13 protein-coding genes are annotated in these 15807 nt (G+C 73.4%); 10 read left to right on the top strand and 3 right to left on the bottom strand.

Going from position 1 to position 15807, the window contains the following annotated elements; genetic code table 11:
• The first annotated feature begins 6 nt into the window (after nt 1–6).
• The 5 genes from BG452_RS41295 (at nt 7) to BG452_RS41275 (ending at nt 5263) form a co-directional block, all read left to right on the top strand.
• Nucleotides 7–2394 (top strand): RICIN domain-containing protein, encoded by a 2388-nt coding sequence (locus BG452_RS41295; protein ID WP_188309505.1) that lies wholly within the window; start codon nt 7–9, stop codon nt 2392–2394.
• A 119-nt stretch (nt 2395–2513) separates the two neighbouring features.
• Nucleotides 2514–3209, top strand: a complete 696-nt coding sequence (locus BG452_RS41290; protein WP_188309504.1) for a hypothetical protein — start codon at nt 2514–2516, stop codon at nt 3207–3209.
• A gap of 88 nt (nt 3210–3297) precedes the next feature.
• Nucleotides 3298–3795, top strand: coding sequence for a helix-turn-helix domain-containing protein (locus BG452_RS48325; RefSeq protein WP_188309503.1), 498 nt, complete (start codon nt 3298–3300; stop codon nt 3793–3795).
• On the top strand, nt 3785–4177 hold the full coding sequence (locus tag BG452_RS41280; protein WP_188309502.1) for a hypothetical protein: 393 nt from the start codon (nt 3785–3787) through the stop codon (nt 4175–4177). Before BG452_RS48325 ends, BG452_RS41280 begins: the two co-directional genes overlap by 11 nt.
• Nucleotides 4178–4633: 456 nt before the next feature.
• Nucleotides 4634–5263 carry a hypothetical protein gene (locus BG452_RS41275; RefSeq protein ID WP_188309501.1) on the top strand — a complete coding sequence of 210 codons (630 nt, stop codon included), beginning with the start codon at nt 4634–4636 and terminating at the stop codon, nt 5261–5263.
• 22 nt (nt 5264–5285) lie between these two features.
• On the opposite strand, the gene BG452_RS41270 is transcribed toward BG452_RS41275, so the two are convergent.
• The 3 genes from BG452_RS41270 to BG452_RS41260 form a co-directional block, all read right to left on the bottom strand.
• Nucleotides 5286–6053, bottom strand: coding sequence for an SDR family NAD(P)-dependent oxidoreductase (locus tag BG452_RS41270; RefSeq protein ID WP_188309500.1), 768 nt, complete (start codon nt 6051–6053; stop codon nt 5286–5288).
• A 13-nt stretch (nt 6054–6066) separates the two neighbouring features.
• The gene (locus BG452_RS41265) at nt 6067–6393 is read right to left on the bottom strand and encodes a glycoside hydrolase family 95-like protein (RefSeq protein ID WP_411293096.1); all 327 of its coding nucleotides are present in this window, start codon (nt 6391–6393) and stop codon (nt 6067–6069) included.
• A gap of 356 nt (nt 6394–6749) precedes the next feature.
• Nucleotides 6750–7751 carry a LacI family DNA-binding transcriptional regulator gene (locus tag BG452_RS41260; protein WP_188309498.1) on the bottom strand — a complete coding sequence of 334 codons (1002 nt, stop codon included), beginning with the start codon at nt 7749–7751 and terminating at the stop codon, nt 6750–6752.
• Nucleotides 7752–8018: 267 nt separating this feature from the next.
• Here BG452_RS41260 and BG452_RS41255 point away from each other — a divergent pair, with 267 nt between their 5' ends.
• The 5 genes from BG452_RS41255 to BG452_RS41235 all read left to right on the top strand — a co-directional run bounded on the left by BG452_RS41255 (nt 8019) and on the right by BG452_RS41235 (nt 15433).
• Nucleotides 8019–9314 (top strand): ABC transporter substrate-binding protein, encoded by a 1296-nt coding sequence (locus tag BG452_RS41255; RefSeq protein ID WP_188309497.1) that lies wholly within the window; start codon nt 8019–8021, stop codon nt 9312–9314.
• A 4-nt stretch (nt 9315–9318) separates the two neighbouring features.
• The gene (locus tag BG452_RS47950) at nt 9319–10281 is read left to right on the top strand and encodes a sugar ABC transporter permease (RefSeq protein WP_317621480.1); all 963 of its coding nucleotides are present in this window, start codon (nt 9319–9321) and stop codon (nt 10279–10281) included.
• 4 nt (nt 10282–10285) lie between these two features.
• Nucleotides 10286–11158, top strand: a complete 873-nt coding sequence (locus tag BG452_RS41245) for a carbohydrate ABC transporter permease (protein ID WP_188309496.1) — start codon at nt 10286–10288, stop codon at nt 11156–11158.
• A complete protein-coding gene (locus BG452_RS41240; RefSeq protein WP_188309495.1) occupies nt 11155–13041 on the top strand; it encodes a DUF5107 domain-containing protein in 1887 nt (628 codons plus the stop codon). The genes BG452_RS41245 and BG452_RS41240 overlap by 4 nt, the downstream gene beginning before the upstream one ends.
• A 166-nt stretch (nt 13042–13207) precedes the next feature.
• Nucleotides 13208–15433 (top strand): RICIN domain-containing protein, encoded by a 2226-nt coding sequence (locus BG452_RS41235; RefSeq protein ID WP_317621479.1) that lies wholly within the window; start codon nt 13208–13210, stop codon nt 15431–15433.
• Nucleotides 15434–15807 lie beyond the last annotated feature (374 nt).

Below are 15807 nucleotides of genomic sequence, written 5' to 3'. Positions count from 1 at the left end.
GGACCCATGCCCCACCTCTCGAGCCGCCGCGTCCACGCCCACCTGGGGCTGATATCACTGGCCGCGAGCGCCCTCGGCCTCTTACCCGCCACCGCGGCCCACGCCGCGACCGGCACACCCGTCGTCTCCGGCAGCAGCTACACCCTCGCGTCCGGAGCCACCGGCCAGTGCCTCGGCGGCCGGTGGGCCGGCACCGCCGACCTCACGCCGGTCGTCCAGCAGCCCTGCCAGGGCCTGCTGGACCAGCGCTGGCAGCTCACCGCCGACGGCGGGGGCGGCTACACCATCACCAACCGCGCCGCGAACACCTGCCTGAACGTCCGGGGCGGAGCCACCACCTCCGGCACCCCGATCATCGAGTACGCCTGCGACGGCGGCGCCAACGAGCGGTTCACCCTCACCAGCACACCCGACGGCGCCACCGTCATCCACCCGCAGAACAGCGCGCTCTGCCTCGACCTGCCCGGCAGCTCCCCGGCCCCCGACCTCCGGATCCAGCAGTACACCTGCCACGGCGGAGCCAACCAGAAGTGGCTGCTCACCCGCGCCGACCCGCTGGCCTTCGCCGACCCCGGCTTCGAACAGGGCTCCGGCAGCTGGACGTTCACCGCCCACACCGGCACCGCCACCAACAACCCGCACAGCGGCTCCGGCCTGGCCTACCTCGACGCCGGCACCGGGTACCGGGTCAGCCAGAGCAGCACCGCGCCGCAGGGCGGCAGTTACGACGTCAGCGCCTGGATCGCCTCCGGCGCCGCCGGCGGCACGCTCACCGTCCAGGTCAACGGCAGCACCGCCGGCTCGCTGACCCTCCCGGCCCAGACCACCTACGCCCTGTACACCGTGCCGCGCGTCCGGGTGAACGCCGGTGACACCGTCACCCTGGCGATCGGCTCCGCCCCCGACGGCTGGGTCAACGCCGACGACGTCACCGTCACGCCGTCCGCGCCCAACGACCCGCAGGTCAGCTCCTCCAACCCGACGGTCACCGCGCTGTTCGACTGGGCCAAAGCCAAGGCCAACTCCTTCGCCACCCAGCCCGGCCTCAGCGGCCCGGTCAACGGCGACGCCACCCAGCGGGCCGTCTACTCCAACACCGTCTGGGCCGGCTACCCGTTCCGCCCCTACTACTACTCCCGGGACTTCGCCCACCAGCTGGTCGGCGCGCACCTGCTCGGCCTCGACGCCGCCAACAAGACCATGCTGCGCTCCTTCGCCGCCTCGGCCACCCCCGACCAGGGCTACGACCCGTACTGGTCCGTCAACTTCGACGCCAAGACGCCCGGCGCGATCGACTACAACGGCCCGGCCTCCTTCGTCCGCGAGCTGCCCGCCGCCTTCGAACTCGCCCAGAAGGTCAACGACGCCTACACCTGGACCGGCGACCCCGACTACCTCCACGACCCGGCCCTGTCCACCTTCGTCGCCAACACCGTCGGCCCGTACATCAGCGGGCACACCGGCCCGATCGACAACGGCGCAACGCCCGTCGCCCAGGCCACCAGCGGCGACATCTTCCAGGGCGTGGCCAGCTACAACGAGAACGGCGCCACCCTCGCCGAATCCGGCGACGCCATCGGCTCCCAGTACCAGGCGTACCTGGCCGCCGCCGCCCTGGCCGGCGCCAAGGGCGACACCGGCCACGCCCGCGCGTACGCCGACGCCGCGGCGAAGCTGAAGAGCTACTACAACACGACCTGGAGCGTCGACCCGGCCGACCCCGCCAAGGTGGTCCGCGCCTACGACGTCAACGGCACCGCCTACACGGACTGGGGCAAGGAGAACTCCTGGTTCATGCCGCTCAAGGGCATCATGGACCCGGGCCCCCGGCAGGACGCCTACCTCGACTTCATCGACGCCCAAGCCTCCGGCCCCGGCGCACCGGGCAACCTCGAAGCCGACACCTACCTGCCCGACGTCTTCTTCGGCCACGACCGGGGCGCCACCGGCTGGAAGTGGATGCAGTACGTCTACGCCAACGTCAACGCCTCGCACGGCGGCTTCCTCAACGCCGACTACCCCGAGATCTCCTACACGCTCCTCGGCCAGACCGTCCAGGGCCTGATGGGCGTCCAGCCCGACGCCGGCGCCGCATCGCTCACCACCACCTCCCGGCTCCCGGGCGACATCGGCTGGCTCCAGCTCACCTCCGTCCCGGTCGGCGGCAGCACGGTGACCCTGCGCCACGACGGCACCGCCAAGTCCACCCTCACCAACACCTCCGCCACCGGCAGCCTCAGCTGGACGGCCCGGTTCCCCGGCAGCCACACCGGCATCACCGTCAACGGCGCCGCCCGGCCGGTCCGGACCGTGACCGTCGACGGCACCACCTACACCTACGCGACGGTCACCGTCGCCGCCGGTCAGAGCGCGGCCGTCCAGGTCACCGGCTGATCCGCGCCCCGGCTCCGTCCCACGGCGGGCCCGCCACCCTCGGCGGCGGGCCCGCCGTCGAGCCGTGATACCGCCCGCCGCCACCAGGTCACCAGCGCGCAGGCTCTAGGCTCGCCCGCATGGGTCTTGACGAACAGGGCAGTGACGGTGTGGTCCAGGTGCCGGTGCCGCCGGTGGGCAGCTACGAGTCCGGCCGACTCTTCCACCGGCTGCTGCAGCTCTTCCTGCGGGACATGAAGGAGGCCGGGCAGCCGGTCGGCCGGCACCAGTACCTGCTCGGTGCCGTGGTGCAGCTGCACGAGCCCGCCCGGGCCGAGGGCCGTGGCGACGACCCGCGGCAGCCGAGCTGCGCGTGCTGCCGCACGCCCTACCCGTGCCGCACGGTACTCGGCGTGGCGGTGAGCGCCGGGCTGCCGATCCCCTGGGACTCCCCGGCCGCCGTGGTCCCCGCGCTGCGTGACGCGGGGCTGGACCCCAGGCCCGGCGGCGAGGTCACGGCGGAGCAGGTGCGCTGGGCGCGGGGCTGGGGCGCGCAGCGGGCGGCGGACGGGAGTTGGGAGATCGGCATCACGGTCGACCGGGGCGAGGTCGAGACCCAGTCCGTATCGGACGACGCGGCGATGGCCCGCTACCTGGCCGCGACGGCGGTGGCCCTGGGCAGCCCGTACCCGTACGGCTGGGTCGAGGACGCGGCCGAGGCGGCGGCGGTGCGGCCGGCGGCGCACGAGCAGGTGGCGGACTGGCGGGAGCGGGTGCGACTGCCCTACCTGGACGTGCACCGCGAGTACGGGGCGCCTGGGGACGGCGCGACCTGACGGAGCGCGCGCTCCAGGGACCGGTTGCGGCTACCGGCCGGGAGGCCGGCCCGGCGGCGGTCCGCCTGTCCTTGGGTAGGCTGCCGGGATGGTCCCCGACGCTCCCCGGCTGCTGCGCGCCGACGCCGCCCGCAACGCGGAGAAGATCATCCGGGCTGGCCGGGAGGTCTTCGCCGAACAGGGCCCCGACGCCCACCTCGACGAGGTGGCGCGCCGGGCCGGGCCGGGGGCCGCCACGCTGTTCCGCCGTTTCCCCGACAAGGCCGCGCTCCTGCGGGCCGTGCTGGACCAGCGCTTCGGTGAGCACGTCCGGCCCGTCATCCGGGCCGCCGCCCACGACCCCGACCCAACTCCTTCGGGCAGAACATCGCCCAGGGCACCCTGCTGGTCGCCGCCGTCGTCACCCAGCAACGCCGCAACCGGGACCGTCCGATCGGCCTGCCCGCCTGAGCGCGGCCGGCAAGGGGGATCCGTCCGAACGGCGCCGGAACCGCCGGAGGGGTCAGCCTGCTTGGCGGGGTCTTGCGGGGCGGGCTGCGGTAGGCGCTGGACGATTTCACTGCCATCCTGCCCGTATGAGCCCTGACAGCGACTACTGGGAGCGTTGGATCGCGCCGTTGCTGGCCTTCCTCGCCGCCGACACCCCGGACCAGATCACCTGGTCCGGCAAACACCGGGTGCGGGCTGCCGCGGTCGCCGAAGAAATCGAGTTCAGCCTTCATCTCGCCGAAGGAATGTCGGACCGGGGAACCCTCGAACCCGCAGCGCTCCAGGACCTCAGGACGATCGGCCGGCTGTGCGGCGAGGTGGCCCACCGCGGTCACGTCGGCCGCTGGGAAGACGCCGTGCACGTCGACCCCGCCTGGGACGAGATCCGGGCTCTGGCCCGTCGGATCCTCATCGACCGCCTCGGTACCTGGAGCCGGCCACTTCCGAGCCGTGTACTGCCTCAGCGGGACGATGACTGAGTTCCACTCGGGCCTCCCCGGTCGCGCCACGAACGCGACACCGCACACCGGGATCCGGCAGGCCCGGCAGGTCGTCCCGAGCTTCAAGCCCTCGAGACCGGTCAGATCGGCTGGGCGGGGTCGTCCAGCCAAGCCTGCCAGCCCTGGGACGTGACGGTGAGTCCGAGCCGGTCGACGCCGGGCTCGCCCGCCCGCCGCCACCAGGTGAGGGTCTCCTCGAAGTCGTCCCACAGCCGGCGGCCGCCGTACTGGCGGACCGGTCACCGCACGTCAAGGGCGTGTGGGAGCGGCCGGGCGGCACGCGTCGCGCGACACCTTCGTCGTGCGGGAGCGGCTGACGCTTCGTGAGCAGCTGGGCCTGCCCGCCGACGAGCACGACCGCGCGGCGGCGCCGGCGGGGCTCTCCCGTCGCGGGCGCCGGCGCCGCTGACACCCACCGCCAGCTGAAGGAGCACCGTGGGACGACTGTTCGGCCCGCTGACCTACACCTCCGAGGAGTCCGCCGAGGAGTGTGAGGCAGCCGCCGCCACCGAGAGCGGTGCCGAGCGACTCGAGTCACTCGGCCATGCGGCGCTGTCCTGGACCGCCGCGGGGGCCTACCCCCGGGGGCTGGCGCTGCTCGACGAGGTGGCCGCGGCCCGCCGCGAGGGCGTTCCGGCCGGGGGCGGGCCCGAGCTGGACTGGCTGCTGCCGCTGTACGCGTTCAACCTGTTCACCGCGGGCCGCACCGAGGAGGCCTGGGCGACCGTCGAAGCCGCCGAGGCGTACGCCCGTGGCTCCGGCGGCTCCTCCGCGTTCGACCAGCTCGCCGACTACCTGGCCGATGCCGGACACCTCGAGCCCGCGGTCGGCTACTGGACGGCCGCACTCGACCTGCTGCTGCACGGCGAGGATCCCCACCCGGCCGTGGCGTACGGCCCGGGCCCCGAGCACGCACCCGTCCACCGGATCCGTGCCCACCGCCGCCGGGTGCGTGAGCAGCTCGGCCTGCCCGCCGACGAGCACGACCTCGCTCTGTCGCCCCGGCCCCGGCGTTCGCTGGTCGGCCGGCTGTTCGGCCGCGGGTCGGCGCGCGCCGGGAGCTGAGGGGCCTCCCGCAGGGACGGGCTCAGGCCGAGGCCTTGACGACGGACCAGCCGCCGTCCACGACCAGGCTCGCCCCGGTGATGTAGGAGGCGTCCGAGGAGGCCAGGAAGGCCACGGCGGCGGCCACCTCCTCGGGGGTGCCCAGCCGCTTGGCGACGGTCTCGGCCACGCTGGCCGCGCGCCCGGCCTCGTCCACCCGGTCCCAGGCGGCCGTCAGGATCGGCCCGGGCAGGACGGTGTTGACGCGCATCCGCGGCCCGTACTCGACGGCCAGTTGCCGGCCCAGCGCGCCCAGGGCGCCCTTCGCCGCCGCGTACGCGGGGTGGCCGGGCAGTCCGACCAGGGCGTGCACCGAGGAGGTGAGCACCAACGAGCCCTCACTGTCGGTCAGTTGGCCGGCGAAGGCGCGCACGGCGAGCCAGCTGGCCTTGAGGGTCACGGCCAGCTGACCGTCCCACTCCCCCTCGGTCAGTTCGTGCGCGGGTTTCACCACCACCGCGTAGGCGTTGCTGTGCAGCACGTCCAGGCGGCCGTGGTGGCGGGCGACGTGGTCGGCCAACTCGTCCCACACGGCGGCGGAGGTGACGTCGCCGTGGCGGTACTCGGCTCGGCCGCCCGCGCGGGTGATCTCGTCCGCCACCCGCTGCCCGGCCTCGTCGGCGAGGTCGACGGCGATCACCGCCGCGCCTTCGGCGGCCAGCCGCCGGGCCGTCGCGGCGCCGATGCCGCCGGCGGCGCCGGTGATCAGCGCGACCCGGCCCTGGAATCGTCGGCAGCTGGTCTCGTTCATGTGCTCACCCCGGTCATCGTCGTGGTGGGAAGGCCAGTTGGCACGTCACTCCGGCCACCGGCTCAACCAGCATGGTGTCACCGGTGGTTGTGCGGACGGAGGCCGGCCTCCCGGCCGGGCCGGTGACGGTCGGCTCTCCGGTGCCGGGCGGCGGCGGCACGGTGAGGCGCCGGGCCCGGGTGGCGTGGATGCTCGCCCCGGTGAGGCGGCTGTCGGCCCAGGGGAGGTCGACGCTGCTGTCGCGAGCCCGCAGTCCGGTGGCCCGGCCGTCGGGCCAGGCGGTGGGCCAGGCGGTGGGCAGGGCGGGGAACGGGCGCGGCACGCCGTTGTGGCTCTGCAGCAGCAGTTCGGTGGCGGCTGCGGCGGTGAGTCCGAGGTTGCCGTCGGTCCGGAGGAGGTCCGGCGGGTGCGGGCCGAGCAGGTCGGGGCGGTGTACTCGGCGAGCAGGGAGTGGAGGGCCCGGCGGGCGAGTCCGCCGTCGCCGAGGCGGGCGGCCAGGGCGGCGGCCCAGGCGGAGCTCCAGCCGGTGCTGCCGCTGCGTGGGCCGGCCGGCGGTAGCAGAGTTCGGTCGGGGCGTGGGTCAACCGAGCGCTCCTGTCCGTACGTTCGGGAGTCCGGGAGTCCCGTAGGCGTTCCGGAGCCCCTTCGTCCCGGAGCCCGCTTCGGTCGGACCCCGCTTCGTCCGGACCCCGCCGGTCACGGTCCGGCGGGCGGTGCGGTGCTGCCCCGGACGATCAGCTCCGGACGCATCAGCTGCACCGAGTTGGCGGGGGTGCCGGTCTTGGTGAGGGCGCGCAGCAGCAGTTCGGTGGCCTGCCGGGCCATCTCCCGCGTGGGGATGGCCACGGTGGTGAGCGCCGGGTGGGTCAGCAGGACTTCGGAGATGTCCTGGCCGATCAGCGAGAGGTCGTGCGGCACCGAGCGGCCGGTGGCCCGGGCGGCTTCCAGGGCGCCGAGGGCGAGCACGTCGTGGGTGGCGAAGACGGCCGTCAGGCCGGGGTCGGCGGCGAGGGCCGCTTCGGCCGCGGCGAAGCCGCCCGCCGGGGTCGGCGCCGTGGCGTAGCGGACGGCGTCGTCGGGGACGGTGAGGCCGTCCGCGGCGAACGCCCGGCGGAAGCCCGCCACTCGGGCGGTGTGGGCCGGGCTGGCCAGTACGGCCACCCGGCGGTGGCCGAGTTCGCGCAGGTGGCGGCCGGCCAGGTAGCCGGCCCGCTCGTAGTCGATGGTGACCACCGGGAAGCGGTCCGGCGCCTCGGTCTCCCAGGCGCAGAGCACCACCGGGAAGCGGGCGTCGGAGAGCAGCGGGAGGTGGCCGAGCAGGTCCTGGTCACCGGCGATCAGCAGGGCGTCCACCGAGCGGCTGGTCAGCCCGGCCAGGTGTCGGCGGGCCCGTTCGCCGTCCAGCCGGGTGGTGCAGAGCAGCAGGTGGTAGCCGGCGTCTTCCAGGACGTCCTCGACCTCCTCGACCATCTCGCCGTAGAACGCGCCCGCCACGGTGGGGACGAAGAAGCCGACCGTCCTGGTGCTGCCGGTGGCCAGGGAGCGGGCCACCAGGTTCGGGGTGTAGCCGAGTTCCTCGATCGCCGCCCGCACCCGGGCGGCCGTGGTCGGGCGGACCGCGACCCGGCCGGTGATGACGTTGGAGACGGTCTGCTTGGTGACCCCCGCCCGCTCGGCCACGTCCTGCATCGTCACCATCGGCGTTCCCTCGTATTTGACCGGTTAAGCAGAGCAGCTCGCAAAGTAGTCACGGCTCGCCACCCCGTCAAGCCGCCGACACGCAAAGGCTCCGAAACATCGGAGATCAACCGTCAACGAGCCGTCCCCTTCCCGGTTTTCTTCCACCGCCCTCTTGTTTTAGCGGTCAAATCCGCACTACGGTTCCGACCCAGTCGACGGCCCCGGTGCGACGGGCCCGCCGACGGCAACCCCGCGCGGCTCCCGCGCCTCGGAGAGGACACACTCATGGGCAGAACGACGATGCCGACCAAGCGGGTGGCCGGTGCGGCCGTGGCGGGCGTGCTGGTGGCGGGCCTGACGGCCTGCGGCGGCGGCTCCGGCGGCGGGAACGGCGGGAGCGGCTTCACCTACTGGTCGATGTGGCGCGCCGACGAGCCGCAGGCGCAGGTGCTCAAGGGCGCGATCGCCGACTTCACCGCCGCCACCGGCGTCAAGGTCACCGTCAACTGGACCGGTCGCGACATCGCCAAGAAGATCGGCCCGGCCATCGCCGCCAACCAGGCACCCGACCTGTGGGACGAGTCCAACGACGTGGTCTACGGTTCGGTGGCCGCCGCCGGCCAGGCGCTGGACCTCTCCCCCGTGCTGTCCCTTCAGGTCCCCGGCGAGAACGTCCCGGTCTCCGCCGTCGTCCCGGCCAAGTACCTCGACGTCCTGCCCAAGGACCCGTCCGGCCAGAACCACTACCTGATCCCCTACTACCTGGCCACCACCGGCATGTTCTACAACGCCGCCGACCCCGACCTCGCCGCCGCCATGCCCAGCGCCCCCGCCGACTGGGCCGGCCTGCTCAGGGTCTGCGACGCGCTCAAGGCCAAGGGCAAGGCCTGTCTCGCCTCCGAGGGCGAGGACCCGTGGGCCAACGGCCTGTACTTCGACTACCTGCTGAACGCCGCCGGCGTCGACTTCGCCAAGCTCTCGGCCGACAAGTCCGGTGCCCTCTGGGACGACCCGGCGGTGCTCACCGCCGCGCGGGACCTGGAGCAGCTGGTCAAGGGCGGCCACCTCATCCCCGGCTACGACGCCACCAAGTACCCCGCCCAGGAGACCAACTGGGCGGGCGGCAAGGCGGCCTTCTACATGGACGGCAGCTACGTCACCGGCGAGGTCGCCCAGCAGATCCCGGCGGGCTGGAAGTTCGGCTCGATCCTGCCGCCCGGCGCCAAGAGCCCGGACGTCTCGCTGTTCGGCTTCTCCGTCCCGAAGCGGGCCGAGAACGCCGGCGCCGCCGAGAAGTTCATCGCGTTCTTCCTGCAGAAGAAGCAGGTGGCGGGGATGGCGACCACCGCGCTCAACCTGACCCCGCGCACCGACGTCCCGGCCCCGGCGGGCCTGGAGGACGCGCAGAAGTCGCTCGACGCCCCGACCGTCCGCCTGCCGTACGACGGCGTGGCCGGCGACTGGTCGGCCAAGGTGTTCGAGCAGAACTTCCTGGACTTCTGGCACGGCAGGGCCACCGCCGCCCAGTTCACCGCCAAGTGCAAGGCCGACCAGGTCGCGTACTGGAAGACCCAGGGCTGAGCCGGTGGCGACCACGATCCAGCACCGGCCCCGGACACCCGGCATCCGGGCCGGCGCCACCCGCCGCGCGCGCGGCGCCGGGCCGCACGAACGCCAGCAGCGCCGGATGTTCTGGCCGTTCACCGCTCCCGCGCTGCTCGCCTATGCGGCGCTGTTCCTCGCCCCGGTCGGCTACGCGGTGTGGACCAGCCTCTACAAGTGGGACGGCATGGGCGCCATGCAGTGGCGCGGCCTGCGGAACTACCAGCAGCTGTTCCAGGACCCGGTGTTCCGCACCTCGCTGGTCAACACGCTGGAGCTGATGGCCGTCGGCGGCGCGATCACCTTCCTGATCAGCTTCCTGCTGACCCTCGTCCTGCGGGAGATGAGGGGCCGGCTCTTCGCCCGGTCCGTGCTCTTCTTCCCCTCGCTGGTCAACGGCATGGTCTTCGGCATCGCGGCCGGCTTCCTGTTCTCCCCCTCCGGCCCGGTCAACCAGGCGCTGGAGTTCCTCGGGGTGACCACCCCGCCGAAGTGGCTGTCGACCACCAACCTGTTCCCGATGGTCCTCGGCACGGTGATCTGGACGGCCACCGGCTACTACACCTCGATCATCATGGCTGCCGTCGACCAGATCCCCGACTACCTGTACGAGGCCGCCGAACTCGACGGCGCGAACGCCTTCCAGCGCTTCCGCCATGTGACCCTGCCCTGCGCGTGGGACGTCATCTCGGTCTGCGCGGTGCTCTGGACGGTCAGCTCGGTGAAGATCTTCGAACTCATCCTGCTGTTCGGCGGCAGCAGCAACCGCTTCCCCCCGGTGGACAGTTGGAACACCGCCATGTACGTGTACGCCGAGGCGTTCCCGCGGGCGACCATCCCCCGGCTGGGCGTGGCCACGGCCGCCGCCGTGGTCACCCTGCTGATGGTCACCGTGGTGACGGTCGTGCTCCGCCGGCTGCTGCGCCGCGAACCGATCGAGTACTGAGCCGATGACCCTCCTACGAAAGGCCACCACCGTGCCCGGCACACGCCGATCGGCGGGGCCGGCGGTCCGGATCGGCACCGTGGTCGTCCGGGCCGTCGTCGCCGCCAACCTGCTGCTGCTCCTGTGGATCCTCCTCACCTCGCTGCGCAGCGGTCCCGACATCCTCAAGCACAACTTCGCCCTGCCGGACGCCCTGCGGTTCGGCAACTACACCACCGCGCTGGACGAGGGCGGCTTCGCCCGGGCCGCCGTCAACAGCGTGCTCGTCGCCGTCTGCTCCTCACTCCTGGCGATCGTCCTCGCCGCGCCCTGCGCCTACGCGCTGGCCCGGCGCCGCTCGCGCACCTCCTCCTCGCTGTCGCTGCTGTTCGCCCTCGGCCTGGGCGTGCCCGGCCAGGTCCTGGTGGTGCCGCTGTTCGTCGGCCTCGCCAAGGTCGACCTCACCGACAGCGACCTCGGTCTCGGCCTTGTCTACGTCGGCCTGGCCATGCCGTTCACGGTCTTCCTGCTGACCGGCTTCTTCTCCGGCGTCCCCCGCGTGCTGGAGGAGGCCGCCGTCCTGGACGGCGCCGGGCCGCTGCGCACCTTCCTCCAGGTGGTCCTGCCGGTCGCCCGCGGCGGGCTGGTCACCGCGTTCCTGCTGCAGTTCATCACCGGCTGGAACGAGACGCTCTTCGCGATCGTGCTGACGAACAGCCAGAGCAAGGTCACCCTCCCGGTGGCCCTCGCCGAGTTCGTCGCCTCGCAGCAGTTCAACGGCCTGGACTACGGCACCACCTTCGCCGGAGTCTGCATCATCCTCGCTCCGATGATCGCGCTGTTCTCCTGGATGGGGACGCGGATCATCCAGGGCATGACGGTTGGGATCGGGAAGTGACCTCCACGCTGCGCACGGACCTGCTGCGGATCGAAGGAACGGCGGACCCGGCCGCCGGGGTGCTGCCGATCCTGCACGGCCTGTCCTCGTACACCGCCGACGGCGTCGGGGTGGACGAGGAGATGCGCCGGAACCTGGCGTACGGTGCCCCGCCCTCGCTGCTGCCGTACACCCGGCAGGGGGACTACGACCGCAACCGCGCCGGGCGTGAACTGCCGTGTGTGGTCCTGGAGAACGAGCAGCTCACGGCGACGTTCCTGCCCTCGCTCGGCGGGCGGCTGTGGTCGCTGGTCCACCGGCCCGGCGGCCGGGAGCTGCTGCACCGCAACCACGTCCTCCAACCCGCCAACCTCGCGCTGCGGGACGCCTGGCTGGCCGGCGGAGTGGAGTGGAACCTCGGCACCACCGGGCACTGGCCGCTGACCTGCGAACCGCTGCACGCCGTACGCCTCGCCGCGCCGGACGGCACCCCGGTGCTGCGGATGTACGCCTTCGAGCGGCTGCGGCGCGTGGTGCTGCGCCTGGATACCTGGCTGCCCGCCGGATCGCCGGTGCTCTTCGTCCACGTCGAGCTCCACAACCCCGCCCCGCACACCACCCCGGTCTACTGGTGGTCCAACATCGCCGTCCCGCAGGACGCCGGCACCCGGGTGGTCGGCCCGGCGGACCACGCCTTCCACTGCGACTACGTCAGCGACCTCACCCGGGTCGGCTTCCCCCACCTGGACGGCGCCGACCGCAGCTACCCCGGCCGGGTCACCCGCGCCGCCGACTACTTCCTCGACCTGCCCGACAGCGAACGCCGCTGGATCGCCGCGCTGGACGCCCACGGCACCGGCCTCGTCCAGGCCTCCACCGACCGGCTGCGCGGCCGCAAGCTGTTCTGCTGGGGCACCTCGACGGGCGGCCGCCACTGGCAGGAGTGGCTCTCCGGCCCGGACGCGGCCTATCTGGAGATCCAGGCCGGCCTGGCCCGCACCCAGCTGGAACACCTGCCGATGCCCGGCGGCGCGACCTGGTCGTGGACCGAGGCGTACGGGCTGCTCGAAGCCGATCCGGCCGCCGTGCACGGCGGTTGGCAGCAGGCCCGGCAGGCCGCCGGGGCGGCGGTGGCCCGGCTCCTCCCGCCGGCCGAACTGGACGCGGCCCACCGGCTCGCCACCGGGTTCGGGGCACCCGGCGAGCAGTTGGCCGAGGGATCCGGCTGGGCGGCCCTGGAGATCGAGGCGGGGGACCTGCCCGCGTCGACGCTGCTGCCCTTCGGCCCCCCCGGCGCCGAACAGGAGCCCTGGCGACAGCTGATCACCACCGGCGTCCTCCCGGTCAGCGACCCGCCCGCCGCCCCGGTCACCGGCGCCCACTGGCGCGCCCGGCTGGAGCGGTGCGCCGAGGACTGGCACGCCCTGTACCAGCTCGGCCTGCTCCGCCTGGCCGACGGCGAGCCCGGCCCGGCGCGCGAGGCGTTCAAGCGTTCCCTCGGCGAGCGACCCACCCCCTGGGCCCTGCGCGCGCTGGCCTTCCTCACCACCGAGCGGCAGGAAGCCGCCGACCTGATGGCTCAGGCACACCGACTCCAGCCGGAGCTGCGGGAGTTGACCATCGAGGTGCTCGACGCCCTGCTGGCCGCCGACCGCGCCCACCAGGCTCTCGCCCTCATCGAGACCCTGCCCCCGACGACCCGCGCCCACGGCCGGATCCGGCTCGCCGAAGCCACCGCCGCCCACGCCCTCGGCGAGGACGACCGGGTGCGCCGGCTGCTGGCCGAGGGCATCCGGGTCGACAACATGCGCGAGGGCGAGGTCTCCCTGGACGCCCTCTGGCTCGCCGTCCACCCCGACCGACCGGTGCCGCCGCACTACGACTTCCGGATGGCGGACGGCTAGGGGCCTGTCTCCTGGGTCCTTGCCGGGGCCGCGAAAACCCAGGAGACAGGCCTTGACCCCACCAGCTGGTCGGGACCCCCACCCCGACCCGCCGACGCCGGCCCACGGCGCCGGTACACCCGGGGCCCACCCCCACGGCGGGGCCCCGAGACCAGAAGGAGTCACTGTGTCAGCTCCTCGACGAAAACTGCTCGGCGCGGTAACCGCCCTGACCATGGCCCTGGTCGGCGGCACCACCCTCGGAGCGTCGGCGGCGCCCGCGAAGACGCCCGCCCCGGCCCCGGCCGGGTACACCATCACCATCGGCTCGACCGGACCGTACAACTACGCCGACGACACGCCCGCCGCCCCGTACCTCGACAAGGACGGCACCTTCCACTTCCAGGAGTCCCACTCGCTCTACGGCGCCACCGACTCCCGCCAGTGGAACTTCTACACCGGCAGCGACTTCGAGACCGCCACCCCGGACTCCGGACTCGACAACGCCGTCAACCCCGCCAACGCCGACGACCGGAACAACGACACCACCTGGCGCTGCAACCACAGCCCCACCGGCGTGAACGCCACCTCCGCGCCCGCCGGTTCGGGCTACTCCCAGCCGAACTACTGCGACCTGGTCGGAGTCTGGGTCGACCCGGACACCGGCGACTGGCGCGGCCTGGTGCACAACGAGTTCACCCCGCAGCCGTTCGGCGACGGCCTCCACTACGACGCCATCGACACCGCCGTCTCCCACGACCAGGGCCACACCTGGACCGTCTCCGGCCACGCCATCACCTCCCCCTACAGCACCGCCCGCGGCGACAACGCGGCCTTCCCCCAGCAGACCTACGACTACGGCGACGGCGACCAGCGGCTGTTCGTCGACACCGCCTCCGGCTACTTCTACGTCTTCTACGGCTCGCGGATCGTCCCCAAGGCGGGCGTCGGCGGCGGCAACGGCGGGCTGGCGCACGTCGCCCGCGCCCCGATCGCGGGCAAGATGGCGGCCGGCACCTGGCAGAAGTGGTACGACGGCGCCTGGACCCAGCCCGGCACGGGCGGCCTGGAGAGCAACATGGTCCCGGCGACCACGGCCGCCCCGAGCGGGTACACCCCGGCGGCCCAGGACTACCACCCCGCCAACAGCGGCAGCGTCGACCAGCAGGTCGCGGCCGGGGTGCTGCCCGCCAAGTCGCCGCTGTTCATCATGAACGTCTCCTACGACGCCTACCTCGGCCTGTACATCGGCGAGCCCGAGGTGGTCTCCGGCACCGCGCCCCAGCAGTTCTACGTCACCGACGACCTCGCCACCCAGCAGTGGCACCTGGCCGGCGACTCCGGCAGCTACACCTCCGGCTCCTGGTACCGCTGGATGCTGGACAGCGCCAACCTCACCAGCACCACCGTCATCGGCAAGACCTTCCGCTCCTACTGCTCCATCGCCTGCGCGACGTCGGACGGCGAGTACGCCGACGTCACCGTCGACTCCTCCTCCCCCGCCGCCTCCCCCTTCGATCCGGCCAGGACCTACCGCATCGCCAGCGGCGACGGCCGGGTCCTCACCCAGGCCGCGAGCGGCTCCGCGACCGCCTCCACCGCCGCCCCCACCGGATCCGCGCTGGAGGCCTGGAGCTTCACCGGCAACGGCGACGGCTCCTACCGGATCACCAACGCCGCCAGCGGCGCCCTGCTCGGCGTCGACGCCGCCACCACGGCGGGCCGCGCCTGGGGCGCCAAGCCCACCGTCACCGCCCCCGTCACCGGCAAGGCCGCCGTGGGCCAGCAGTGGTTCGTCCTCCCCGACGCCTCCGCCGGCGGCGGCTACCGCCTGGTCAACCGCTACAGCGGGCTGGTCATCGGCCTGATGGCCGGCAACGGCGGCAGCGCCGAGACCGCCGCCCCGCGCAACTGGACCGACACCACCGGCAACAGCGTCGGCGGCGGCCGCACCGCCGCCCAGCAGCGCCTCACCATGACCGCCGTCGGCACCGCCCCCGGCAGCCTCAACGGCACCCACACCCTGACCGCGAGCGGCAAGGCCCTCGACGACCCCGGCCACAGCACCACCGCCGGCACCCGGCTGATCACCTGGGCCCCCAACGGCGGCGCCAACCAGGACTGGCAGTTCACCCGGCAGCCCGACGGCTCCTACCAGCTCGTCAACGCCGAGTCCCGGCTGTGCGCGGACGACGACGGCGGCGCCACCGCCGCCGGTACCGCCGTCATCCAATGGACCTGCACCGGCAACGACAACCAGCACTGGACGGCCGACCGCCTCGCCGACGGCACGTACACCCTGACCAACGTCCACAGCGGCCTGCTGCTCACCACCACCGCCACCGCCAACGGCGCGCCGGTGGCCCAGCAGCCGGACTCCGGCTCGGCGCTCCAGCACTGGACGCTCAGGTAAGGCCCTCGGCGGGCATGCCGCGCTGCGGGCCGGTCACCCTCGGGTGACCGGCCCGCCTCCGGTCGAGCGCCGGGGTCCCGACGGACGGAGCGGGTGGCGGTGCCGCTCCATCGGTCGGGCGGCCGGGCGGCCGGGCCGCGGCGCCGTGGCCCGGATCCGGGGGTCGGCCCTGTGGTACGTTCCGGGGCCAGCGGGCCGACATGGACGAGACTTCGACAGCGCGCGCCGAACTGGACCGGCTGGGCCGGTCCCGACCGGAAGGGCCGGTGCGCGGACTGCCGCACGACGAAGGCCTGCGCCATCTGCCGCGGTGCGGGTGAGTTGAGCACCTCCGGCCTGTCGACGTACCAACGCGGCTACTACCCGGAGCTGGA

Source organism: Streptomyces sp. CBMA123, from assembly GCF_014596465.1.
GTDB lineage: Bacteria > Actinomycetota > Actinomycetes > Streptomycetales > Streptomycetaceae > Kitasatospora.
Note: the sequence above shows the minus strand (reverse complement) of the source record. Positions and strands in the feature narration are given on the sequence as shown.